General features: G+C 61.0%; 19 protein-coding genes. 5 read left to right on the top strand and 14 right to left on the bottom strand.

What is annotated here, in order from left to right; translation table 11 throughout:
• The first annotated feature begins 189 nt into the window (after positions 1 to 189).
• From K3819_RS03605 to K3819_RS03595, 3 genes are all read left to right on the top strand, one after another.
• On the top strand, positions 190 to 1071 hold the full coding sequence (locus K3819_RS03605; RefSeq protein ID WP_221398646.1) for a LysR substrate-binding domain-containing protein: 882 nt from the start codon (positions 190 to 192) through the stop codon (positions 1069 to 1071).
• A gap of 172 nt (positions 1072 to 1243) precedes the next feature.
• A complete protein-coding gene (locus K3819_RS03600) occupies positions 1244 to 1753 on the top strand; it encodes a flavin reductase (RefSeq protein WP_007953834.1) in 510 nt (169 codons plus the stop codon).
• Between the two features lie 59 nt (positions 1754 to 1812).
• The gene (locus K3819_RS03595; protein WP_007953837.1) at positions 1813 to 2088 is read left to right on the top strand and encodes a LysR family transcriptional regulator; all 276 of its coding nucleotides are present in this window, start codon (positions 1813 to 1815) and stop codon (positions 2086 to 2088) included.
• 52 nt (positions 2089 to 2140) lie between these two features.
• Here K3819_RS03595 and K3819_RS03590 read toward each other — a convergent pair whose 3' ends face one another.
• The 7 genes from K3819_RS03590 to K3819_RS03560 form a co-directional block, all read right to left on the bottom strand.
• A complete protein-coding gene (locus tag K3819_RS03590; protein ID WP_221398645.1) occupies positions 2141 to 2698 on the bottom strand; it encodes a chorismate lyase in 558 nt (185 codons plus the stop codon).
• A 74-nt stretch (positions 2699 to 2772) separates the two neighbouring features.
• On the bottom strand, positions 2773 to 3138 hold the full coding sequence (locus K3819_RS03585) for a helix-turn-helix transcriptional regulator (protein ID WP_039772921.1): 366 nt from the start codon (positions 3136 to 3138) through the stop codon (positions 2773 to 2775).
• 130 nt (positions 3139 to 3268) lie between these two features.
• A complete protein-coding gene (locus K3819_RS03580) occupies positions 3269 to 4720 on the bottom strand; it encodes an efflux transporter outer membrane subunit (RefSeq protein WP_221398644.1) in 1452 nt (483 codons plus the stop codon).
• A gap of 9 nt (positions 4721 to 4729) precedes the next feature.
• On the bottom strand, positions 4730 to 7807 hold the full coding sequence (locus K3819_RS03575; protein WP_011332346.1) for a MexW/MexI family multidrug efflux RND transporter permease subunit: 3078 nt from the start codon (positions 7805 to 7807) through the stop codon (positions 4730 to 4732).
• The gene (locus K3819_RS03570; protein WP_039772925.1) at positions 7804 to 8904 is read right to left on the bottom strand and encodes an efflux RND transporter periplasmic adaptor subunit; all 1101 of its coding nucleotides are present in this window, start codon (positions 8902 to 8904) and stop codon (positions 7804 to 7806) included. The genes K3819_RS03575 and K3819_RS03570 overlap by 4 nt, the downstream gene beginning before the upstream one ends.
• A gap of 135 nt (positions 8905 to 9039) precedes the next feature.
• Positions 9040 to 10197 carry an oxidoreductase gene (locus tag K3819_RS03565; protein ID WP_221398643.1) on the bottom strand — a complete coding sequence of 386 codons (1158 nt, stop codon included), beginning with the start codon at positions 10195 to 10197 and terminating at the stop codon, positions 9040 to 9042.
• A gap of 230 nt (positions 10198 to 10427) precedes the next feature.
• Positions 10428 to 11303, bottom strand: coding sequence for an NAD(P)-dependent oxidoreductase (locus tag K3819_RS03560; protein ID WP_221398642.1), 876 nt, complete (start codon positions 11301 to 11303; stop codon positions 10428 to 10430).
• 155 nt (positions 11304 to 11458) lie between these two features.
• Here K3819_RS03560 and K3819_RS03555 point away from each other — a divergent pair, with 155 nt between their 5' ends.
• Positions 11459 to 12595 carry an LLM class flavin-dependent oxidoreductase gene (locus K3819_RS03555; protein ID WP_039772929.1) on the top strand — a complete coding sequence of 379 codons (1137 nt, stop codon included), beginning with the start codon at positions 11459 to 11461 and terminating at the stop codon, positions 12593 to 12595.
• 98 nt (positions 12596 to 12693) lie between these two features.
• Here K3819_RS03555 and rfbA read toward each other — a convergent pair whose 3' ends face one another.
• From rfbA to K3819_RS03530, 5 genes are read right to left on the bottom strand one after another with little or no spacing between them, the layout of a single operon-like run.
• Positions 12694 to 13617 (bottom strand): glucose-1-phosphate thymidylyltransferase RfbA, encoded by a 924-nt coding sequence (gene rfbA / locus K3819_RS03550; RefSeq protein WP_085611254.1) that lies wholly within the window; start codon positions 13615 to 13617, stop codon positions 12694 to 12696.
• A 42-nt stretch (positions 13618 to 13659) separates the two neighbouring features.
• Positions 13660 to 14748 (bottom strand): dTDP-glucose 4,6-dehydratase, encoded by a 1089-nt coding sequence (gene rfbB / locus K3819_RS03545; protein ID WP_221398641.1) that lies wholly within the window; start codon positions 14746 to 14748, stop codon positions 13660 to 13662.
• Between the two features lie 54 nt (positions 14749 to 14802).
• The gene (locus tag K3819_RS03540; protein WP_221398640.1) at positions 14803 to 16980 is read right to left on the bottom strand and encodes a prenyltransferase/squalene oxidase repeat-containing protein; all 2178 of its coding nucleotides are present in this window, start codon (positions 16978 to 16980) and stop codon (positions 14803 to 14805) included.
• A gap of 22 nt (positions 16981 to 17002) precedes the next feature.
• Positions 17003 to 18253, bottom strand: coding sequence for a hypothetical protein (locus tag K3819_RS03535; RefSeq protein WP_221398639.1), 1251 nt, complete (start codon positions 18251 to 18253; stop codon positions 17003 to 17005).
• Positions 18250 to 19221 carry a DapH/DapD/GlmU-related protein gene (locus K3819_RS03530; RefSeq protein ID WP_221398638.1) on the bottom strand — a complete coding sequence of 324 codons (972 nt, stop codon included), beginning with the start codon at positions 19219 to 19221 and terminating at the stop codon, positions 18250 to 18252. Before K3819_RS03530 ends, K3819_RS03535 begins: the two co-directional genes overlap by 4 nt.
• A 568-nt stretch (positions 19222 to 19789) precedes the next feature.
• Here K3819_RS03530 and K3819_RS03525 point away from each other — a divergent pair.
• On the top strand, positions 19790 to 20134 hold the full coding sequence (locus tag K3819_RS03525; RefSeq protein WP_007953863.1) for a cupin domain-containing protein: 345 nt from the start codon (positions 19790 to 19792) through the stop codon (positions 20132 to 20134).
• A 94-nt stretch (positions 20135 to 20228) separates the two neighbouring features.
• Here the strand turns inward: K3819_RS03525 and mmsB are convergent, their stop codons facing one another.
• Both mmsB and K3819_RS03515 read right to left on the bottom strand, forming a co-directional pair.
• Positions 20229 to 21116 carry a 3-hydroxyisobutyrate dehydrogenase gene (mmsB, locus tag K3819_RS03520; RefSeq protein ID WP_221398637.1) on the bottom strand — a complete coding sequence of 296 codons (888 nt, stop codon included), beginning with the start codon at positions 21114 to 21116 and terminating at the stop codon, positions 20229 to 20231.
• A gap of 9 nt (positions 21117 to 21125) precedes the next feature.
• A complete protein-coding gene (locus K3819_RS03515; RefSeq protein WP_085611248.1) occupies positions 21126 to 22652 on the bottom strand; it encodes a CoA-acylating methylmalonate-semialdehyde dehydrogenase in 1527 nt (508 codons plus the stop codon).
• Positions 22653 to 22773: the final 121 nt, after the last annotated feature.

Below are 22773 nucleotides of genomic sequence, written 5' to 3'. Positions count from 1 at the left end.
ACACTGAGGCAGCCTCTCGCTCTGCCTGAGGCTAGTATATTTTTTGCGGCCACTGGCCTCTTCGCGGGCAAGCCCGCTCCCACAGTTTTTTGCGTAATACACAGAACTTGTGTTCGACATCGGGACCTGTGGGAGCGGGCTTGCCCGCGATGAGGCCGGGACTGACACCACTGATATTGAGGCTGTCCGATGCACTTCGACCTCACCGACCTGCGCCTGTACCTGCACATCCTCGACAGCGGCAACATCACCGCCGGCGCCGCTCGCAGTCATCTGTCGCTGGCGGCGGCCAGTGCGCGGATCCGGGCGATGGAAGCGTCGTTGGGCACCGAGTTTCTTGAGCGCGGGCGCCGTGGTGTCACGCCGACGCCGGCCGGCAAAGCCCTGGCGCAACATGCGCGGGTGATGCTGCAACAGGCTGAACGTCTGCAACAGGATCTGGCCGAATATGCCCGCGGCGTCAGAGGCCAGGTGCGCCTGCTGTGTAACACCACGGCGCTCAGTGAATACCTGCCGGAGGTGCTGGCGGATTTTCTGCGGGAGCATCCCAACCTCGACATCGATCTGCAGGAACTGCCCAGCGCCCGCATCACCCATGCCTTGCGTCAGGGCGCGGCAGATCTGGGCATTGTGTCCGACGCGATCGACACCACCGACTTGCAGACCCGAGCCTTTCGCGACGACCCGCTGGTGCTGATTCTGCCTTTGGATCATCCACTGTCCGAGGCGACTGAAGTCAGTTTCAGCGACGCTCTGCGCCATGACTTTGTCGGGCTGCAGGCCGACAGCGCTTTGGCGATTTACCTGGAAGAGCAGGCGCTGCACAGCGGCTCGCGGATGCAGATCCGCATCCGCGCCGATGGCTTCGACGGGGTGATGCGCATGGTGGCCCGAGGTGCCGGCCTGGGCATCGTGCCGCTGGCGGCGGTTCAGCGCGCCGCGCCGCAAGCCTTCAAGACCCTGCCGATGAGTGAAGGCTGGGCCAGGCGCAAACTGTTGCTGTGCGCCCGCGACATCGCCGCGTTGCCGCCCTATGCCACAGCCTTGTTGCAAGCCTTGGCACTCCCGTAAACATGTTTTTTTCTTTGGCAAATTAAGCACAAGGAATAGCTTGCAAGGTACGTATACATACGTACTATATCGCCAGAGCGAACGTGTTGCCCGATACCCGTTTTCGCACAACGACAACGGACAAGGAAGAACGGATCGGCTCCATTAAACCTACATGGAATGAGGTGACGCGATGGTTGATTCAACGGAGTTTCGTAATGCAATGGCGATGCTGGGGAGTGCCGTCACCATCGTCACGACCGATGGCCCTGCGGGGCGTTTCGGCTTTACCGCGTCGGCGGTGTGCAGCGTGACGGATTCACCGCCGACGCTGCTGGTGTGCGTCAATCGCTCGTCGTCCAATCACGAGCATTTCAAGACCAATGGCGTGCTGTGTGTGAACGTCCTGACCGGCGACCACCAGTCGACGTCCGGCGCATTCGCCAATCGGCAGTTGAGCATGCAGGAGCGTTTTTCCAGCGTGAACTGCCAGACCCTCAAGACCGGTTCGCCGGTGATCGAGGAGGCGCTGGTCAGCCTCGATTGCCGGGTCAGCAAGGTCGACGAGGTCGGCACTCACAGCATCTTCTACTGTGAAATTCTCGAGCTGCAGCAACACAGCGAGGCCACGGAAGGCCTGGTCTATTTCAACCGCAGTTACTACCGTCTGAACGACGAACTGCGCCTGGCACCCGAGCAGTGATCCAGACACCCGCCGGCCTCGACTGACGCCGGCCGGCGGGTCATGACAGGGATGTAACCATGCTATTCAATGAAGACAACTTCGCGGATATCGACCTGAACCTGATCATCATTTTCCTGGTGCTGTTCCGCGAACGCAGCGTGTCCCGCACGGCCGAACGTCTGCACGTCAAACAACCCGCCATCAGCGGATCGCTGGCACGGCTGCGCAAGCGGTTCGATGATCCGTTGTTTCTGCGCTCGTCGAGAACCATGCGCCCGACCTCGAAAGCCGAGCAACTGGCGCAAGCGCTGACGCCGGCCATCAAGCAAATCGAAGCGGTGATCCGGCTCTGAAAAACCGGCGAAAAAAAACCTGCGGGGGTTCGCTTCCGCAGGTTTCATTTCATCAGGCCGACTTGAGCGCCTGAGCGTACTCGACCCGAGCCCAGAACGCTGGCAGGAAGCACTCGCTGACCAGCAGCGCCGAACCATTGCGGGTGAAACGCGAACGCCGGGCCAACAGACGTTCGGCTTGCGGCGCGTAGCGATAGGACAGCGCGGCCAACGGCGCACCGGGCGGCAGCAAGGCACATTGGAAAGGCTCGCGCAGGGTCTGCTCCGAGGTGTAGAGAATCTCGGCCAGCGGTCGACGGCCGTAGCCGTTCAGCTCCGCCCAGTCGCCATTCAGCGCCGGCACGCTGGTCAGGCTGCGCGCCGTGACACATGCCTCGCCATCGAGCTTCATCACCACCTCACGCACCCAGCCAATGGTGTTTGGCGGCACGTTCAGCGCTTGCGCTTCTTCAGGATTGAGCGGGCCATGGGACTGCTCGACGACTTCGATTGAATAATCGCCCATGGCTTTCAGACGTGGGGTCAGTGCCCCGGGCAAAAACAGCCAGTGATGCTCGGAGCCGGTCAATTCCGACAGCGGTCGCGATGACCAGTAATGACTTGTATCCATACCCGCTCACACCTTCCTGGTGATGGTGAATTGTTGGTTGCCGTGGAAGGCCAACCCTTCACCGGCGGTGTCTGTCACTCGGCTCCGACTTCTTCGGTCACTTCGTGTTTGCTGATGACGCTGATGGTCTGTTCATCGGTCTTGACCGCCGACAGCAGCGAGTCGAGCAGGCCCGGAAAACGCACGTCCATGTCTTCACGACGCAGGGACAGCAGGTTTTCCCGACCGTAAGGGCGCTGCCAAATCAGACCGCTGTCACGCAGAACCCGCCAGTGGTGGGTCATGGTCGACTTCGATGCACCCTTGAGGATCCGGCCGCACGGATGTTCCTGGCCATCGGCCAATACTTTCAACACGGTCAGGCGCAGCGGGCTTCCCAATGCGGACAGCACATTTTCCAGAAGGATCTGATCCTGATTGGGATGATTCGGGACGTTCATAGGTAGGTACCCTTGATGATATAGGCGGGAAAAATCCGTCTTGTATTCGTCTATACGAGAACAGTAAGACTATACACAAGATGTTTTTTCCCCGCGACAGCCGCCCCAGAGGCGGCGTCCCGCAAAACAACTACAAATCGCTGCTCTGCGCGGTCTCCAGCGCAGGCGCCTGGAACCCGCCGCCCAGCGCTGCCATCAACGAAACCGAGCTGTCGATGTGCTTGCTGTTGAGGAAGGCCAGGCGCATTTCGTCCTGAATCAATTGTTGCTCGATGTTAAGCGCATCGAGGAACGTGTCCTCCCCGGCCTTGTAGCGCGACTGCGACAGATCGTAGGACGACTGGGCAATTGCACAGGCATCGCGCTGCACGACGATCTGCTGCTCGAACGAACGCAACTGCGTCACCGAAATCGCCACCTCGTGCAGGGCCGAATTCAGCACCCGGTTGTACTGTGCGATGGAGCTGTCGAGTTCGGCATTGCCGGCCTTGAGATCCGAGCGCAGACGCCCGGCATCGAAGATCGGCAGTGACACCGTCGGCGCCACGTTCCAGAACTTGCTGACCCCGGCGAACAGCGCATCACCGGTCAATGCATGGGACCCCGCCGCCGCCACCAGATTGATGTTCGGGTAGAACGTGGTCTTCACCGCCTCGACGTTTTTAGTCTCGGCCTGCACGCGCCAACGTGCGGCGACGATGTCCGGACGACGGCCCAATAGTTGGGCCGGCAACTGCGCCGGCAATGCCACCACACTCGCTTGCAGATTCGATGGGCGCTCGAGCGTGTGCGCACGATCGACGCCCTTGCCGATCAGCGCCGACAACTGCAGGCGGGCGATTTCGATGTCTTCGTTGGCGCCGATCAGCGTCGATTCCGAACGCGCCTTGAGGCTCTGCACCTGCTTGAGTTGCGACAGGTTGTCGAGGCCCGAGCCGTAACGTGAATCCGTCAGGTCCACCAGTTTGCTCAGGCGTTCGAGATCCCGTTGATTGAGCTCCGAGACCTGCCACGCATACGCCAACTGGTTGTAGGCCTTGACCACGTTGACCGCGAGAATCAGCCGCGACGATTGCAGATCGACTTCCGCCGCTCGTGCGCTGTTGAGCGCCGATTCCCACGCGGCACGCTGGCCGCCCCAGAGGTCGAAGGTGTAGCTGAAATTGACCGCCAGATTGCGTGCGGTGAAGTACTTGTGGCCCTCGCCGCTGTAGTCCTCGAAGCGCGACAGCCGACCGCGAGTGACACCCGCCGATGCGTCCATTTCCGGATAACGCTCGGCGTCGCGCAGGTCGAGAAATGCGTTGGCCTTCGCGACCCGGGCAGCGACTTCCTGCAAGTCCGGGTTGCTGGCATACGCCTCTTCGATCAGAGCACCCAGACGTGGGTCGCCCAGCGATGTCCACCAGTCCGCACGCGGCCATTGGGCCGGCGGCAGTTTGTCTTTCAGGCTGTCGGACGGCGCATCGCCGACCGCCAGCAATTTGCCCTGATGATCGATCCCGGCGTAGTTCACACAACCGGCCGCCAACAGGATGGATGCCGCCAGCGGCGCCAGCATCAAACGTGTAATCGAATGCATGTCACGTCCTCACAGGATGGGTTGCGGCACGCCGGCCGGCTCGGCTTCGGGTGCGTGGCTCGGTTGCTTGATCGAACTGAGCAGCGTGTACACCGACGGCAGAATGAACAGGGTGAACAAGGTGCCGATCAGCATCCCCACAACAATCACCAGGCCCAGGCCGAAGCGGCTGTTGGCGCCGGCACCGCTGGCGAACAACAGCGGCGCGAGGCCGACCACCATTGCCGCAGTGGTCATCAGGATCGGCCGCAGACGCACCTGCGCGGCATGCTGAATGGCTTGCACGCGGTCCATGCCTTGCTGGCGCTGCAACTCGTTGGCGAACGCGACCATCAGGATCCCGTGCTTACTGATCAGACCGATCAGCGTGATCAGGCCGATCTGGGTGTAGATGTTCATCGACGTCATGCCCAGCGCCAGCGGCACCAGGGCCCCGCAGATCGACAACGGCACGCTGATCAGGATGATGAACGGATCGCGGAAGCTCTCGTATTGCACGCTCAGCACCAGATAGATGATCACCAGGGCCAGGCCGAAGGTGAACGCCAGGCTGTTGCCTTCCTGCACGTATTGGCGGGCGTCGGACTGCCAGTCGAAACTGAAGCCGGCGGGGAAACCTTCCGATTGTTTTTGCAGGAAGCCCACCGCATCACCCAGGGTCACGCCCGGCGCCGGAATGGCCTGGAACGTGGCGGAGTTCTGCTGGTTGAACTGGGTCAGGCGATTCGGCTCGACCTTGACGCTGAGAGTGGCCAGTGTCGACAGCGGCACCGGATTGCCCTTCTGGTCCTTCACGTAATACAGCTTCAGGGTTTCCGGAGTCAGGCGATCCGCCGACACCGACTGCGGGATCACGTCGTAGGAGCGACCATGGAACGAGAACCGGTTGACGTACTTCTCACCGATCAGGCTGTTCAGCGTTTCGCCGATGTCCTGCATGCGGATGCCCAGGGCGTTGGCCTTGGCCCGGTCGACCTGGATTTCCACCACCGGATTGTTGAAGTCCAGATCACTGTCGACCACCGCGAACAGACCGCTGGCCTGCGCGGCTTGCTTGAGCTGATCCATCACGTTGTACAGCGCCAGGTATTCCTGATCGCTGCGGATCACCATCTGCACCGGCAGGCCACCGGTGGAGCCCGGCAGCGGCGGCATCTGGAACACGAAAATGCTCGTGCCTTCGATCTGGTTCACCCGCGCCTGCAAGTCAGGCTGGATGGTGTTGGCATCGCGGCCGCGCTTTTCCCAGTCCACCAGGTTGATCCCGCCGACACTGTTGGACAGACCGTCGGAACCGTTCGCCACCCAGTTGCTGTAACCCTCGGGGATTTCGTTGAAAGTCTTGTACAACTCGTGGGCGTAGGCCTCGAGGTAATTCAGGTTGGCGTGCTGCGGCGCCTTGATCGCGGTCAGCAGGATGTTCTGGTCTTCCAGCGGCGCCAGTTCGGTCTGCGCCGAGCGATAGAGGAACGGCAGGCTGAAGAAGATCACCAGCGCCACGCTCAGGCTGATCCAGCGCCGCGCCAGCGAACCGCCAAGCAGCGCGCCATAACGACGGGACAGGTACTGGAAGAATCGATCTGCCTTGACCGCCATGAAACCTTCGCTGGTTTTCGCGTCCAGCAGACGGGTACTCATGATCGGCGACAGGGTCAGCGCGACGATGCCGGAAATCACCACGGCACCGGCCAGGGTCAGTGCGAATTCCTTGAACAGCGTGCCGGTGAGGCCGCCCATCAAGCCAATTGGCGCGTACACCGCCGCCAGGGTGAAGGTCATCGCCACCACCGGACCCGCCACTTCACGGGCGCCGATCAGCGCCGCCTCGAACGGGCTCTTGCCCTCTTCAATGTGACGGTGGACGTTCTCCACCACGACGATGGCGTCGTCCACCACCAACCCGATGGCCAAAACCATCGCCAGCAAGGTCAGCAGGTTGAGGCTGAAGCCAAACATCTGCATCAGCATCGCCGCGCCGAGCATCGACAGCGGAATCGTCACCAGCGGAATCAGCACAGTGCGGAACGTGCCCAGGCACAGGTAAATCACCAGCACCACGATCACCAGCGCTTCGAGCAGGGTGTAGCTCACCTCGTCGATCGACGACTGAATGAAGTGCGCCACTTCGAACGGGATCTGCACGGTCACGCCCGGTGGCAGGGTTTCCTGGATCTGCGGCAGCAATTCGCGCACGCGTTTGACGATCACCAGCGGGTTGCCGGTCGGTGCGGCGTCCAGGCCAAGGAACAGCGCCGGTACGTCGCTCATCGCGCCGCTGGTGTCGGTGGAGGCGGCGTTCAGCTCCACGGTGCCGACGTCACGCACACGGATGATGTGGCCGTTGTCGTTGCGCAGCACCATGTCGCGGAAGTCTTCGACGCTGTTCAGATCAGTGTTGACCCGCAGGTTGCTGACCACGTACAGGCCTTTGACCTGACCGGGAGCCGCCTGGAAGTTGTTGCCCTCGATGGCCGCCGAAACGTCCTGCCCGGTCATGCCGTAACCGGCCAGACGCTGCGGGTCGAGCCACAGGCGCATGGACAGTTTCTGCTCGCCCATGATGTTGATCTTGGCCACGCCTTCGATGCCGGCGAACATCGGCTCGACGACGCGGGAGATGTAGTCCGACATCTCCGGAATGGTCAGGTTGGAGCTGGCGAACGCGACGTAGGCCACGCTGGTGAAGCCGCCGGACGTGCGCTCCACCACCGGGTCGTAAGCGTCCTTCGGCAAGCGGTATTTGATCTGGTTGACCTTGGCCATGACCTCGGTCAGCGCCGCGATGGAGTCACTGTTGAGTGCCATGCGGATCGTCACCTGGCTACGGCCCTGGGTCGAGGCTGACGACAGATAGTCGATGCCCTCGACCGAGGCCACGGCCTGGCTGATCGGCTGCGTGACGAAGCCTTGCATCAGTTCCGAAGAGGCGCCGGGATACTGCGTCGTAACCGTGATGGTCGACGTTTCCAGCATCGGGTACTGGCGGATCGGCAGGTTCATCAGCGCGCGCACTCCGAACAGCAGGATCAGCGTGCTGACCACCACGGCCAGCACCGGGCGGCGAAGAAAGAGGTCGGTGAAATTCATTTTTCCAGCCCACTGAGTTTAAGAGCAATCGTGTCCGGGACACCTTCCACCGCCACGCCGTCGTGGAGCTTGAGCTGGCCGGACGTAACCACCTGCACACCTTCGGTCAGGCCCTTGTCGACCACCGCCCAGCCATCGCGGCGCTCGCCGACCTTGATGCTTTCGCGCTTGACCTTCTGCACGCCGGCCTCGTCGGTGTAGACCGAGAACACGCTTTCGCCGTAGGCGTTGTAGGTGATCGCGGTTTCCGGAATCAGCAGCTCGGCGGTCTGCGGCAGGGTCACCGAGACCCGTGCGTACATGCCGGGACGCAGGCGTTTTTGCGTGTCGGTGATGACCGCTTGAACGTTGATGGTGTGGGACTGGTTGATCTGCGGATCGACCGCGACGATCTTGCCGGCGAAGGTCACATCACCCCAGGCATCGACCTTGGCCTGCACGGTCTGGCCCAGTTGCACTTGCGAGCCATCGCGCTCGGCGAGGGTGAAGTTGACGCGCAGCACGCCTGGATCGGTCAGGGTTGCCACCGCGCTGCCGGCCTGCAGGTATTGGCCCAGGTGCGCCTGGCGAATGCCGAGGGTGCCGGCGAACGGCGCGCGGATATGGCGTTGAGCGATCTGCGCCTGCATGCGCTCCATGTCGCCTTTGGCCGCGTCGTATTGAGCGCGGGCACTGTCGAAGGCGCGACGACTTTCGGCGCCGGTCTTGGCCAGTTCCTGGACCCGGGCGAACTGGGCCTTGGCCGATTCGTACTCGCCTTTCAGGCGCACCAGTTCGCCTTGCTCCGGCGCGTCGTTGAGCTTGAGCAGCACTTGCCCCGCCTTCACTTCATCGCCGGACTCGAAATCGATGTCCACCACTTTGCCGCTGACTTCAGCCGACACCAGCACCTGACGCTGGGCTTCGAGTTTGCCGATGGCCTCGAGGTAGTAGGTGTAAGGCTGCTTTTTGACCACGGCCAGACCGACCCGGGTGCTGGGGATCCGTTGCTCGGCCGCCGCCGGTGGCGGCGACCAGAAACGCCAGCCCAGTGCAGCGGACAACACCACCACAAGAACAATAAAGATCAGCGACTTGATAATGTTTCGAGCAAGCATGTGGCACTCCCTTGACTCTTTGCTGCGAGCACAAAAGTTTGAGTTTTAAGAAAATAAAGGTGCAACTAAAGACGGGCGCGTTATCGATCCCTGTGAACTTTCACTTGTAAACGCGCCCGCTTTATTTATCCGCTGTTACGCCGCGGCCAGTACGTTGGTTTTATCCAGGTAGTACTTGCCGATACCGTGCAAGTTCAAAGGCGACAACGTGAAGTGCTTCGAACCGGTGTGAATATCGCGGAAGCAACGCTCCAGGAAGTGCGACTTGTAGACGGCTTTGGAACCGGCCATCGAGTAGATCTGGTTGACCGCATTGACCGAGTTTTCGGTCAGCACCGAGGCTGCCAGGCCGACGCGGGCGCTGACCGGTTCGCCGACGGTTTCACCCCGGTTGATCACCTGATGGATCGCATCCTCCAGCAGCAGTTGTGCGGTATGCACCGAGGAGATGGCGCGACCGGTCTTCTCGAAGATCACCCCTTCCAGGCCCGGGTCGGTGTTCACGGCGCGGTCATTGCGGAAATGATCGACCGCAGCCCGGGCCACGCCGAGCACGGTGGACATCGCCGCCAGGGTGCCGAACTCGTAGTAACCGGTGGCGTAGGCCCGGGAGCTGCGCGCTTCGGGGGATTGCTTGAGGGTTTCGACATCCAGCGAGAAAGACTTGTGGACGATCACGTTGGAGCACTGGAAGTGATGGCTGCCGGTGCCGCGCATGCCCAGGGTGTCCCAGGTCGGCAGGATGGTGCACTGGCTGGCGGGGACGAAGAACATCCGCACTTCCGGAGTAATGTTGTTTTCGGTGCCTTTGACGGTGGCGGTGCAGACCAGCCAGTCGGCGTGGGCCGAGCCGCTGGCGAACGCCCATTTGCCGCTCAGCAGGTACTCGTCGCCCATCGGCAGCGCTTCGCCACCGGAGTGGATGGCGCCGATCACGAAACCGTCGCAGTGGTTGTAGATCGCTTCGGAGGTAGCTTCCGGCAGGTAATCCGACAGGCGTCCCATCGCAACCTGCACCGCCAGCTGCCAGGACAGCGAGGCGTCAAACCGGGCGAACTCCAGCAGCAGGGCCGAGGTGGTCTGGATATCGACCTGGGACCCGCCGAACGCCTTGGACACCGAGGTCCGGCCAAAACCTTCCTTGAAGAATCGGGACATCACATCCTTGTGCGTCGCATTGGTCTGCTCGCTGTAATCGCGGTGCTGAATAATCAGCGGATTCAGTGCACGCACCTTCTCGAGCCATTCATTGGATTCGGAGGGAAGGCTGTTCCATTGCATTAGATTTTTCATAACGGCTCCTAGCTATTATTTATTTACGATCAGCAGACGAAAAAACAGACAGAACTTTTATTGTTGTTAAACCCCGATAAAAATGTACGTCTACAGTCGTACATTTGACAAGCACTATTATCAGACTTCTTTCATTTCCCAATAAAAGAGCAATCACTGTCCGACAATTACGCAAGGCGCAAGAGGCCAACGTAACTTGCGCACAAGTTACGTTGCTTGAAACTTTTGGATTACTTCACGCCGGCGCGCCGGTCACTGACTTTCGACAGTGAGGCCCAGTCCTGATCGGCCTGACCATGGGCCATGCCGTCCAGCAGGTTGTCCTTCAACACGCTGGCAAACGGCAGCGGCACCTGCGCCGCTTCACCGGCTTCCAGCGCCAGGCGGACATCCTTGAGGCCCAACGACAATTTGAAACCGGCCGGCTCGAATGTTTCATCGACCATCAGCTTGCCGTAGCCCTGATAGACCGGCACGGCAAACAGGGTCGAGGTGATCATCTCGATGAACGCCTCGCGACTGATACCGTAGCCGCCGGCCAGGGTCGAAGCTTCGGCCAAGGACTCGATCGCCGACGCGATCATCAGGTTGGCCGACAGTTTGGCGGCGCAGGCCACCTCGGCCGTGTCGCCCAGCGTCCAGGTCTTGCGCCCCAGCACATCGAACAACGGCTGTACCCGGGCCAGCGTTTCTGCGGGCCCGGAGGCGAGAATGTTCAGATTGCCGGCAGCCGCCACATCGACTCGCCCCAGCACTGGTGCCGACACGTAACCGACGCCGCGTGCTTCATGCACGGCCGCCAGTTCCCTGGCCAGCGCCACGGACACCGTGGACATGTTGACGTGCACGCTGCCGGCCTGCAGACCGTCCAGCGCCTTGGCGTCGAAGAACACTGAGCGGATTGCCGTGTCATCGCCGAGCATCGAGATCAGCACCTCGGCCTGGGCCGCCAGCGCCGGTGTCTCGACAGCTTCGGCGCCGGCCGTGGCCAGTGCCTCCAGCGGTGCCGTCGAACGATTCCACACGCGGACCCGATGCCCGGCTTTCAGCAGGTTCAGCACCATCGGTGCGCCCATCGTGCCCAGACCGATAAATCCCAGTTCCATGTCGCGTTCCTCTCTCGATGAGGTGTTCAAAGCCGTTTGGACGATGATGCAGAATTGCGATTGTACGTGTACAGGCGTACATTTCAAGTGCCGCGACGATTCATTCTTCGCGGCGAGGGTTTCAAACACACCTTTACCCAAGGCAAGGAGGCTTTATGCAATTCGGGATCTACACCGTTGGCGACGTCACACAAGACCCTACCAACGCCCGTACCCCCAGCGAATCCGAGCGCATCCAGGCCACCCTGCAAATTGCGCAGAAGGCCGAAGACATCGGACTGGACGTGTTCGCCACCGGCGAGCACCACAATCCTCCGTTCATCACCTCCTCTCCCACCACGCTGCTGGCCTACATCGCAGCCAAGACCCAACGCATCATTCTCTCGACGTCCACCACCCTGATCAGCACCAACGATCCGGTGCGCCTGGCCGAAGAATATTCGCTGCTGCAAAACCTCTGCGGCGGCCGCATGGACCTGATGCTCGGCCGGGGCAACACCGCACCGGTCTATCCCTGGTTCGGCAAAAGCATCGCCGACGGCCTGCCACTGGCGATGGAGAACTATCGCCTGCTGCACCGTCTCTGGCGCGAAGAAGACCTCAACTGGAGCGGACGCTTTCGCACCCCGCTGAAAAACTTCACCTCGATCCCCAGGCCCCTCGATGACCTGCCGCCCTTCGTCTGGCACGGCTCGATCCGCACCCCGGAAATCGCCGAACAGGCCGCCTATTACGGCGACGGTTTTTTCGCCAGCCACATCCTCTGGCCCCGTGAGCATTTCATGGCGCTGGTCGAGTTCTACCGCGCGCGGTTTGCCCATTACGGTCACGGCACGCCGGAGCAGGCGATCGTCGGTCTCGGCGGGCATATTTTCATGCGCCGCAACTCGCAGGATGCGCGCCGTGAATTCCGTCCCTACTTCGACAACGCCCCGGTGTACGGCCACGGCCCGTCCCTCGAAGAGTTCATGGAAATGACTCCGCTGGCCGTCGGCAGCCCTCAGGAAATCATCGACAAGACCCTGACCTTCCGCGAGTACTTCGGCGACTACCAGCGCCAGCTGTTCCTGTTCGACCATGGCGGCATTCCGCTGAAAACCGTGCTGGAACAACTCGACATGTTCGGCAAGGAAGTCTTGCCGGTGCTGCGTGAAGAAACCCGCAAACGCCGTTCGCCGCTGGCGGCCGAAGCGCCGACGCACGCCAATCGCCTGGCCCGTTTGCAAACCCCGTCGGCCGATCCACGCGCCACGGTCAAAGCTGCCCAACTCGACAGCGTGACCGGCCACTGACCCTGTGGGAGCGGGCTTGCCCGCGAAGAGGACGGCACATTCAACAATATCGTTGACTGGAAGTCCGCTTTCGCGAGCAAGCCCGCTCCCACACTGGATCAGGCAGCGCCTTTCAACGGGCGCTGCGCATCCATCGCCACCACCACGTCATTGTGGATCAAACGGGCCAGATACTGACCGTAACCGGTCTTGCTCATGCTGCCCGCATGCACCAGCAACTGCGCGTCGTCGATCCAGCCCTTGTGGTAGGCGATTTCTTCGAGGCAGGCGATTTTCAGGCCCTGGCGTTTCTCGATGGCCTGGACGAAATTGCCGGCCTCCATCAACGCATCGTGGGTGCCGGTATCCAGCCACGCCATGCCACGCCCCATCACCGACACGTTCAATTTGCCGCGTTGCAGGTAGACGTTGTTGACGTCGGTGATCTCCAGCTCGCCGCGCGGCGACGGCTTGATGTCGGCGGCAATCTGCAGCACTTCGTTGTCGTAGAAATACAGGCCGGTGACGGCGTAGTTGGACTTTGGATCGCTCGGTTTTTCGCAGATGCTCAGGGCCTTGCCGGCAGCATCGAATTCCACCACGCCAAAGCGCTCGGGATCGGCCACGTAGTAACCGAACACCGTCGCCCCCTCATCACGCGCCGCCGCTTGCAGCAGGGTTTCACCGAAGCCGGCACCGTAGAAAATGTTGTCGCCGAGCACCAGGCAGACGTTGTCTTCACCGACGAATTCGCGACCGATGATGAACGCCTGGGCGAGGCCGTCCGGGCTCGGTTGCACCGCGTAGCTCAGGCTCAGGCCCAACTGGCTGCCGTCGCCGAGCATGCGCTGAAAGCCCGGCAGATCTTCCGGGGTGGAGATGATCAGGATCTCGCGGATTTCCGCCAGCATCAGCACCGACAGCGGGTAGTAGATCATCGGTTTGTCATACACCGGCAGCGACTGTTTCGAGACGCCCAGGGTGATCGGGTGCAGACGCGAGCCGGCGCCGCCCGCCAGCAGAATTCCTTTGTACTTGGCCATGCTTTTTTCCTTTCAAGCAGTGAGTTTTGAATGACTGAGTGTTCAGGCCACGAGGGCTTTGGCTTTGTCGCGTTGTTCGCCGAGGCGCTCCAGCGCGTAGGCACCGGACATCACCCGCACCCACCAGGCGCGGTTATCCAGATACCAGTCGACGGTTTTCTGCATGCCGCTTTCGAAGGTTTCCTGTGGCGTCCAGCCCAGCGTCGCGTGGATTTTTCCGGCATCGACGGCATAGCGTTTGTCGTGGCCCGGACGATCCTTGACGAAGGTGATCAGGTCGCGGAAGTGCGCAACGCCCGGCGGCTTCTCCGCACCGCGTGCTTCCAGCAAATCGCACAGGGTGTGCACCACTTGCAGGTTGGTCTTCTCGTTGTGGCCGCCGATGTTGTAGCTCTGCCCGACCTCACCGCGAGTGACCACCGCATACAGGGCGCGGGCGTGATCCTCGACGAACAGCCAGTCGCGAATCTGCGCGCCATCGCCGTACACCGGCAACGGCTTGCCTTGCAGCGCATTGAGAATGACGTGGGGAATCAGTTTTTCCGGGAAGTGATAAGGCCCGTAATTGTTCGAGCAATTGCTCATCACCACCGGCAGGCCGAAAGTGCGATGCCAGGCGCGGACCAGATGATCGGAACCGGCCTTGGTTGCCGAGTACGGCGAACTCGGCGCATACGGCGTGCGCTCGGTGAATGCCGGATCTTCGGGTTCCAGGTCGCCGTAAACTTCGTCGGTAGAAATATGATGGAAACGGAACGCCGCCTGACGCGCCGCATCCAGTCGGTTCCAGTAACCACGCGCCGCTTCGAGCATCGTGTAGGTGCCGACAATATTGGTTTCGATGAAGGCTTGCGGGCCATCGATCGAGCGGTCCACGTGGGACTCGGCGGCCAAATGCATCACCGCATCCGGTTGCAGCCGTGCGAACAGCTCGTCCAGCGCCGGCTTGTCGCAGATGTCGACCTGGCAGAAACGGTAACGCGGCGAATCGGACACATCGGCCAGCGATTCCAGGTTGCCGGCGTAGGTCAGTTTGTCGACGTTGATCACTTCACATTCGGTCTCTTCGATCAGAAACCGCACCACGGCCGAGCCAATGAAGCCCGCGCCCCCTGTCACTAAAATTTTCATCAGCGCCTCCCCTGGCAAAATGATGATTGAACGTCCTTCGATGCTGTGTGCGGATCAGTTCAACAACGCGACCCAGTATTGCGACAGCCCTTGCTCGAGAATCAGCAGCGTCTGGATGCAGACGAAGCTTTCGTCGGTGGTCGCCGAGGTCGCGTTGAGCGGGCCGAATCCACCGTCCTGCTTCTGATGGGCCGCGATCCAGTCTTTCGATTCCTGCAGATACGTCGGCTGCGCGTCGAGCAGATACATCGCTGCGATGGCCATGTAAGTGCCCACCAGACTGACCGCTTTGCCCGGCCGGTAATGGAACGAGCCATTGGCCAGTTGCAGCTTTTGCAGCCAGGCGACGGTCTGTTCGGCATCGACGATGCGTCGGTTGAGAATGAACAGCGTCGACACCACGCGGTACACCGAAAACGCGTCCGGCGGATAACCCGGCTTGTTGGCGAAACCGCCATCGGCCGAGCGGCAGCGCAAGGCGAACGCCATCACGCCCTGCTCGTCCGGCGCCTTGGCTTCAAGGGCGTGCAGCGACAGCACCGCCAGGTTGGTGTGCCAGATGTCCGAGCCAAAACCCGGCACATCGCCGAACCCGCCATCGGGGTTCTGGCACGCTTGCAGGTAACGCACGCAACCGCCGATATCGTTCGGCAACGCGCCCAGCACTCGCAGCGACAACACCGCGCAGTAGGTGGCGAACACATCGCTCAGATGCCCCGGTTGCTCGGCGAATCCGCCGTCGGTGTTTTGTGAAGCCCGGATGCAATCGATCAGGCTGGCCTTGTTTTCGATTTGCAGGCCCAGGGCGTGCAAGTCCGAAATCACATGCAGCCCGGAGAAAACCTGCCAGGTCTTGTCGGCACGGAAACCCAGCGGCGCGGTTTCGGCGGTCAGCCCGTAGGGCGTTTCATTCGACGCCCGGGCCTTGGCCAGCCACGCCAGATAACGCTGCAGATCGACCTTGATGGTCGGCACGCCATTCGGGTGAATGCGCTGCACATCACCACCGCCATCGATCACTTGCAGCTCACGGTTTACCAACGCCGCATCGTCATGATGAGTGACGGCAGCGGCCGGTTCGATGGACTGCAAGGCGTGAGCGGCGGCGAGCTGGGTTCTCAGGGTTTTCAGGTGCAACGGCAGGTACGTCAGGTTGCCGATACTGAAAATCCCCGGCTGACGCGGCGGCGCCCAGAACTGCCGAATGAACGGCACGGTCGGGTCATCCGGGGTCGACCAGAAGTAGCCCTTGCCCATGAACAGACCGCCATTGCGGGCGTCATGGAACTCCAGCAACGCTGCCGTCACCGAAGCCCGATCCGCTTCGCTCGCGCCGGACGGCAAGGCCTGAATCGCCTGCAACAGCAACGCCACGTCGTAGGCAGTCTTGATCGGGAATGGCGACTCGTGATTCTTGTACGAGGTGTGCCAGTCGCAACGCACCTTGCCGTTGATCCCGACCCGATCCCAATACCCGCCGTACGCCGGATCGCGGAACAGTGCCAGGGTTTGCAGCAGGAACGAACGGGCCAGATTCGACAGCGCATTGTCGTCGCGCGCATCAGCCAGTTGCGCCAGCACCAGGCTGACCTGCGCACGCACACCGCAACGGGTCAGCGCCACATCGACACAGGATTGGCTGTCGCTGCCGGCCACCCGGCCGATCAGATTATCTGCATGAACCTGCAAGTGCCCGACCAGGCCGAGGCCCAACGGCTGATTGTCGATACGCGCGAGCAAGGCCGTGGCGCTGATGTCGAGATCGATCGAGGTCGCCAGCTCCAGCGGCGTCGACCAGTCGCTGCTGTACAGACCGGCGACGGTGGAACGGGCGTAGAGCGCTTCGACCTTTTCCAGCAGGCCGTGGATCGCGGCCTTGTTCGCCGCGTCCTGCGGCACCCGACGCTGATAGGCAATCAATGCTGCCAGTGCGTCCAGTTGCAATGCCAGCGTGCGGCAGCGTCCGGAGCCGTGCGGCGTCCAGTAACGGTCGGCCAGTTCGTGGAAACCGCCATTCGACGCATCATGCAAACGCATCAGCCCGTCATGGGCAAAACGCAGTTCGACATCGTCGCCGTGCTCAGCCTGATAGAGCGTCGCGGCGACCTGATCCTGCAACTGCTTGTCGCTGGAAATCGCGACCTCGCCACTGGCATCGGTCACGGCGAAAAAGCCGCCGTGGTCGATGTCCTTGAGGCCTTGATCAAATAGAAACTGCGGATGCAGTGACATGGTGAATCCCTCTTCCTTGAGGTTAAGCGGCTTTGCTTTCGGCCAGCGACACAACGCTGCCCTGGCACAACTCGATGATGCGCGTCGCGGCGCGGGCGGCACCTTCGCCATCCGGCGCGGCCACTTGCTGATGCGGTGCGTAATAGGTCGAAGCGCCGGTGTCTTTTTCCAGTTCGCCCTGGATCAGTTCGACGATACGATCACGGTCGTATCCGATATGCGTCGGGAAGCCCAGCAACTCCAGACGACGCAGAGCTTCCAGTTCGTGGTATTCGGACTTGGACGACAACAGGAACAGGGTCGGAATATTCATCGCCGCGATTTCAGTCACGGTGATCCAGCCCGGTGCCGAAATCAGCAGGCTGGCTTCGCGCAGTAGGCCCATCCAGTCCGGGTAGTACGGCACACAAACCACACCGTCCTGAGCCTGGATATCCTGACGGCCCAGCAACACCAGTTTCAGTTCCGGATTGCGCTCGCGCAGGATCTTGAAGCTGTCGAGGTAGGCGGCGAGCAGCGCGTCCTTGTTCTGGGCAAACATGGTGGTGCCGCTGATCGAGGCGACAATGAACGGCGAGTCGCCGAGGTTCAGTTGCTCGCGCACGTTCAAACCGGTCTGCACATGGATGTCGCGGATCATCGGACCAACGAAATGCGCCTTGCCGCTGACCAGTGCTTCGGCCACCGGTGTGCCCTGATCGAGAGAGGCCACATACGGTTTGTCGGTCAGCACCAGTTGGCTCTGATTGATCATCCAGTTGAACTGGCTGTGCAGCGCGGTGCGGGCCCGGGCCATTTCCAGCGCATTGACCTCGAAACCGCCGTCGGCCAGATCATGGTCTTCGAGCTGGCACAGGGTGAAGTCGTAGCGCTCGGTGACGAACACCAGCGGCGTACCACTGAAAATCGCCGCCAGGCAGGCGGCCATGTTGTAGTCCGACACCAGGGCGGTCGGTTTGTACTCGGCGATCAGCGCCAGGTAAGACAGAATCCGCTCGCCGGACAAGAAGGTATTGGCGATATAACCGCCAATGTAATTATTCCAGTCGAGTTCTTTCGACAAGTTGCTCTTTTTCGAGTAATCGACCAAGCGACCGGCAATATCCACAACTTCAACGCCGGACTTTTCGAACATCGGCGTGAAGGTCGGCTGCAAGGAAGCCAGTGCCACGGTCAATGGCATGTCCGGGCGATGCTTTTTAATCGCCTGAGCGATGGACAGCGCGCGCATGTTGTGACCGGAACCGGTTGGATTGGGGGCAAATAAAATCATTCTTGAATCTCCATTAGTTGAACAACGCCATGAACCACAGTGTTTTCCAATACATCCCTTATCACCACCGAATACGGTTTGATAACGGCACCGTCACCAATATTCAGTGGACCTACCAAGATGGCGCCCTCGCCAATAACGCAACGACTTCCAATGCGCACCGGTGCCTCCTCCCAAGGCAGTGAGCGAAAAGAATGATCATGGGTGGAGGCCACGATCGTGACCCCCTCGGACAACTCGCTGAAGGCACCGACGGATACGCCGCCAGCTGCTTCGATAACCACACCGGCGGCCAGCCGCGTGCCGGTGCCCAGTTCGATGCCACCCAGTTGTGACATGCCGCCCTGACGGCTGCTGCGCCCGATCAGAATGCAGTCCCGGGCGATCTCCACCGACGCTCCGCCGCGCAATTCGGCATCGATCAAGGCGTCGTCGCTGATGTCCCAGGTCGGGGTGTCGGGGTTCAGCGACTTGAGCCGCGCGACCGACTGCGTGGACCGATCGAGCATCGACGGCAAGCCCTGGCGCGCCCGGTCCCGGACTTTGGCCAGCACCGGTTCCGGGCTCGGCCGGCCGTCCTCGACCACAGTGCGCTGGGCAATGACCCGCGCCGGGCGACCGACGACGATTGCGTCCGGCGGCACATCCGCGGTCACCAATGCGCCAGCCGCCACCACGGCCCCGGCACCGATGGAAACACCGGCAGTCACGGTGGCCTTGGCGCCCACCCAGACATTTTCGGCAATCCGAACCGGCGACTGCGCCGTCCCCAGGCACTGGGCACCAGTGGCGAACATGCTGGACTTGCCGACCGACGCGTGCTGCAAATCGCATCTGAAACCGATGAAGCAGTCATCGCCGATCTGCACGTTTGTCAGGCGACTGCCGGCACGCACCCAGACGTGCCGGCCAAGCTCACTTGAACTATCAACAGTCGTCGAAACTTCAATTACGTTTATGTCGTCCACAATAAAGCCTCATTCCATTGATGCCGGGCACATAAAATTCCGATAGGCGTGCGTATCCCGCAGATATAAATCCGCCAGTGCACAAATAATTAATTAACTGTTCATTTAAGGCTTCAACTCAAAGCACGCGAAACATTGCGTCCGCGCCACTTATTAACTGTCCGGTTCATTCAACTGTCATTATTCATTAACAACAGATAGAAGTTCACACTTGAGCCAAAGGCCAAGTCAGTTGTCGAGATGAGAAAAAGCCGATTCAAGTCTGTCCGTGACTCAGATGAAGCTCCGTTTTGAGGAATAGTTCTTTAGTACGAATGTTATAGTACAGACGATTTTGTTTTGCAATAGGTGTCAGAATGGTTATCTCGTTTTAGTCTAAAAATTGATTGAACTTTTGTGGTGCACGCTTGTACTAAAACCTTCTGATATGCACAGCGATGGTGCGCATTCGCGAGTCACGCAGACTTGCCCCAGCGCTTACAGGCATCTGGAGGTCGACCCCAGACATTCCGACAGTACCCGCGAAAGCTACGGTGACGGCTCTAAGTCCCTTTGGCCTGGAGCCGTCATGCCCGCACCTATCACCGTTCTGCGCGACACCCATCCCCTGCCCGTACTCGACGCCTGCAAATGGGAAAAGCTCGAGGGCGACCCGCACACCGTCAACCTCAACGCCTACACCAGCGAAGACGGCAGCAAGATCATGGGTACCTGGATCTGCACGCCGGGCAAGTGGCGGGTGGACTACGTGAAGTGGGAGTACTGCCATTTCCAGGAAGGCTACTGCGTGATTACCCCGGACGGCATGGAACCGATCCACCTGCGCGCCGGCGACATCTTCGTGGTCGAGCCCGGCATGAAGGGCACCTGGGAAGTGGTCGAGACCGTGCGCAAATATTTCGTGTTCGCCTGATACAAAAAAGCCGGGAAACCACCCGACGTGATTTCCCGGCAACACCTACTGCATTGGATGTGCAGACCTGTGCCGAGCACAGGCCTGACGACGATTACTGCGGCTTGCGATAGCTGTTGATGATCGCCGAGAAGTCCTTGCCACCTTCCCCACGCTGACTCATCGCCTGATACAACTGCTGCGCCACCGCGCCCAGCACCACTGGCTGATGGGCCTGACGCGCCGCTTCGGTGGCCAGCCCCAGATCCTTGAGCATCAGCTCGGCGCCGAAGCCACCGGTGTAGCCGCGCGAGGCCGGTGCCGTTTCGACGATGCCCGGCCACGGGTTGTACATTTCCGAACTCCAGCAACGGCCGGTCGAGCTGTTGATGATCCCGGCGAGCACCGTGGTGTCGATCCCCAGTGCATCACCCAGCGCCATCGCCTCGCTGACGCCGACCATCGAAATGGCGAGCAACAGGTTGTTGCAGATCTTGGCGATCTGGCCGGTGCCGACCTCACCGCAATGCACGATGTTGCGGCCCATCTGCGCCAGCACCGGTTGCAGGGTGGCGAACAGTTCCGGGGTGGCGCCGACCATGAAGGTCAGCGTCCCGGCTGTGGCGCCGCCGGTACCGCCGGACACCGGGGCATCGCCCATCGGCACGCCTTGTTTGGCAGCCACCGCCGCCACATCGCGCGCCGTCTGCGGATCGATAGTGCTGCAATCCACCGCCGGCACGCCTTTGCCGATCCCGGCGAGAACACCGTCTTCACCGAGCCAGACGCTGCGCACATGCACCGCCGCCGGCAACATGGTGATTACCAGTTCAGCATCTTCAGCAGCTTCGCGAGCCGAAGCGCGGAGGGTGCCGCCCAGTTGCTCGAGTTCCGCCAGCACGGTTTTGTTCAGGTCCACCAGGTTAAGCGAATGCCCGGCCTTGATCAGGTTGCGCGCCATCGGCGCGCCCATGTTGCCCAGCCCGATAAATGCGATTTTCATGGCCATTCCTCAACGCAGGTTGATGGTGGTGTTCACGCCGTCGTTGACGCTGTCGTCATCGAACCAGCGCGCCGTGACCGTTTTGGTCTGGGTGTAGAACTGCACCACTTGCTTGCCGTACGGGCCGAGGTCGCCGAGTTTCGAACCGCGCGAACCGGTGAAGCTGAAGAACGGAACCGGTACCGGAATCGGGATGTTGATGCCGACCTGGCCGACGTCGATTTCAGTCTGGAACTTACGCGCCGCCGCACCGCTCTGGGTGAACAGGCCCGTGCCGTTGCCGAACGGGTTGGCGTTGACCAGCGCGATGGCCTGATCGAGGGTGTCGACTTCCAGCACCACCAACACCGGGCCGAAGATTTCCTGGGTGTAGATCTGCATGTCGGTGGTGACCCCGGAGAACAGGGTCGGACCGACGAAGTTGCCGTGCTCGTAGCCCGGCACGCTGATGTCGCGACCGTCCAGCTCAAGTTTGGCGCCTTCCTTGATGCCACTTTCGATCAGATCGAGAATCCGCGCCTTGGCCTTTTTCGAAATGACCGGGCCGACATCGGTGCCCGGCTCGTTGCCGGCATTGACTTTGAGTTTCTGCGCCAGCGCTTTCAGATCCGGCAGCCACTGTTTGGCCGCGCCCACCAGCACCACCACCGAAGTGGCCATGCAACGTTGACCCGCCGCACCGAAACCGGCACCGACCAAGGCATTGAGCGCTTGCTCGCGATTGGCATCCGGCAGCACCACCGCGTGGTTCTTCGCGCCCATCATCGATTGCACGCGCTTGCCGTGCTTACCGGCCAGGTCATAAACGTGAGTGCCGACGGCGGTCGAACCGACGAACGAAACCGCCTTGATGTCCTTGTGGGTGCACAAGCCGTCAACCACGTCCTTGCCACCATGAACGACGTTAAGCACACCGGCCGGAATGCCGGCTTCAATCGCCAGCTCCACCAGCAACATGGTCGACAGCGGATCCTGCTCCGATGGCTTGAGGACGAAGGTGTTGCCGCAGGCAATGGCCATCGGGAACATCCACAGCGGGATCATCGCCGGGAAGTTGAACGGGGTGATGCCGGCGCAGACGCCGATCGGCTGACGCAGGGTGTAGGTATCGACGCCGCCGGCGACGTTCTCGGCGAACTCGCCCATCTGCAGGCTGCCGATGGAGCAGGCGTGCTCGACCACCTCCAGGCCACGGAAAATGTCGCCTTCGGCATCGGCAATGGTCTTGCCCTGCTCGGCGCTCAGCACCACGGCGATGCGTTTGGAATGCTCACGGATCAACGCTTGCAGCTTGAGCATGATGCGCATGCGCGCGCCAATCGGGGTCAGCTTCCAGGTCTGGAAGGCGCGCTGGGCGGCGCTGACGGCAGCGTCGACTTCAGCGGCGGTGGCGAACGGGACTTTGGCCAGCACTTGCTGGGTCGCCGGGTTGACGATGTCGTGCCATTCGGTGGTCTGCGACTCGACCCACTCGCCGTCGATCAGCAGCTTGACCTTCTGGATCGTGGTTTCGTTGGGCGTAAGCGATGCGTTCATGCTGGTCTCCAGAACTTGTTTTTATCTTAGGAGCCAAGGCGAAAGGTTCGCCTTGAGATGAGGCGTGTGTCACGAATTGGTTGTCGGACTGTTTTTGGAGTATAGATGTGCAAACTTCCAA

This window comes from Pseudomonas sp. 3-2 (assembly GCF_019710535.1).
GTDB lineage: Bacteria > Pseudomonadota > Gammaproteobacteria > Pseudomonadales > Pseudomonadaceae > Aquipseudomonas > Aquipseudomonas pharyngis.
The sequence above is the reverse complement of the archived record's forward strand: the minus strand, read 5'-3'. Positions and strand labels throughout refer to the sequence as shown.

Bases quoted from the DNA above. Each gene is read 5' to 3' on its own strand.
- K3819_RS03585 (WP_039772921.1), bottom strand. From the start codon at position 3,138: ATGAACGTCCCGAATCATCCCAATCAGGATCAGATCCTTCTGGAAAAT.
- rfbB (WP_221398641.1), bottom strand. From the start codon at position 14,748: ATGAAAATTTTAGTGACAGGGGGCGCGGGCTTCATTGGCTCGGCCGTG.
- K3819_RS03580 (WP_221398644.1), bottom strand. From the start codon at position 4,720: ATGCATTCGATTACACGTTTGATGCTGGCGCCGCTGGCGGCATCCATC.
- K3819_RS03515 (WP_085611248.1), bottom strand. From the start codon at position 22,652: ATGAACGCATCGCTTACGCCCAACGAAACCACGATCCAGAAGGTCAAG.
- K3819_RS03595 (WP_007953837.1), top strand. From the start codon at position 1,813: ATGCTATTCAATGAAGACAACTTCGCGGATATCGACCTGAACCTGATC.
- K3819_RS03575 (WP_011332346.1), bottom strand. From the start codon at position 7,807: ATGAATTTCACCGACCTCTTTCTTCGCCGCCCGGTGCTGGCCGTGGTG.
- K3819_RS03540 (WP_221398640.1), bottom strand. From the start codon at position 16,980: ATGTCACTGCATCCGCAGTTTCTATTTGATCAAGGCCTCAAGGACATC.
- K3819_RS03555 (WP_039772929.1), top strand. From the start codon at position 11,459: ATGCAATTCGGGATCTACACCGTTGGCGACGTCACACAAGACCCTACC.
- K3819_RS03570 (WP_039772925.1), bottom strand. From the start codon at position 8,904: ATGCTTGCTCGAAACATTATCAAGTCGCTGATCTTTATTGTTCTTGTG.
- K3819_RS03590 (WP_221398645.1), bottom strand. From the start codon at position 2,698: ATGGATACAAGTCATTACTGGTCATCGCGACCGCTGTCGGAATTGACC.
- K3819_RS03565 (WP_221398643.1), bottom strand. From the start codon at position 10,197: ATGAAAAATCTAATGCAATGGAACAGCCTTCCCTCCGAATCCAATGAA.
- K3819_RS03525 (WP_007953863.1), top strand. From the start codon at position 19,790: ATGCCCGCACCTATCACCGTTCTGCGCGACACCCATCCCCTGCCCGTA.
- K3819_RS03535 (WP_221398639.1), bottom strand. From the start codon at position 18,253: ATGATTTTATTTGCCCCCAATCCAACCGGTTCCGGTCACAACATGCGC.
- rfbA (WP_085611254.1), bottom strand. From the start codon at position 13,617: ATGGCCAAGTACAAAGGAATTCTGCTGGCGGGCGGCGCCGGCTCGCGT.
- mmsB (WP_221398637.1), bottom strand. From the start codon at position 21,116: ATGAAAATCGCATTTATCGGGCTGGGCAACATGGGCGCGCCGATGGCG.
- K3819_RS03560 (WP_221398642.1), bottom strand. From the start codon at position 11,303: ATGGAACTGGGATTTATCGGTCTGGGCACGATGGGCGCACCGATGGTG.
- K3819_RS03600 (WP_007953834.1), top strand. From the start codon at position 1,244: ATGGTTGATTCAACGGAGTTTCGTAATGCAATGGCGATGCTGGGGAGT.
- K3819_RS03605 (WP_221398646.1), top strand. From the start codon at position 190: ATGCACTTCGACCTCACCGACCTGCGCCTGTACCTGCACATCCTCGAC.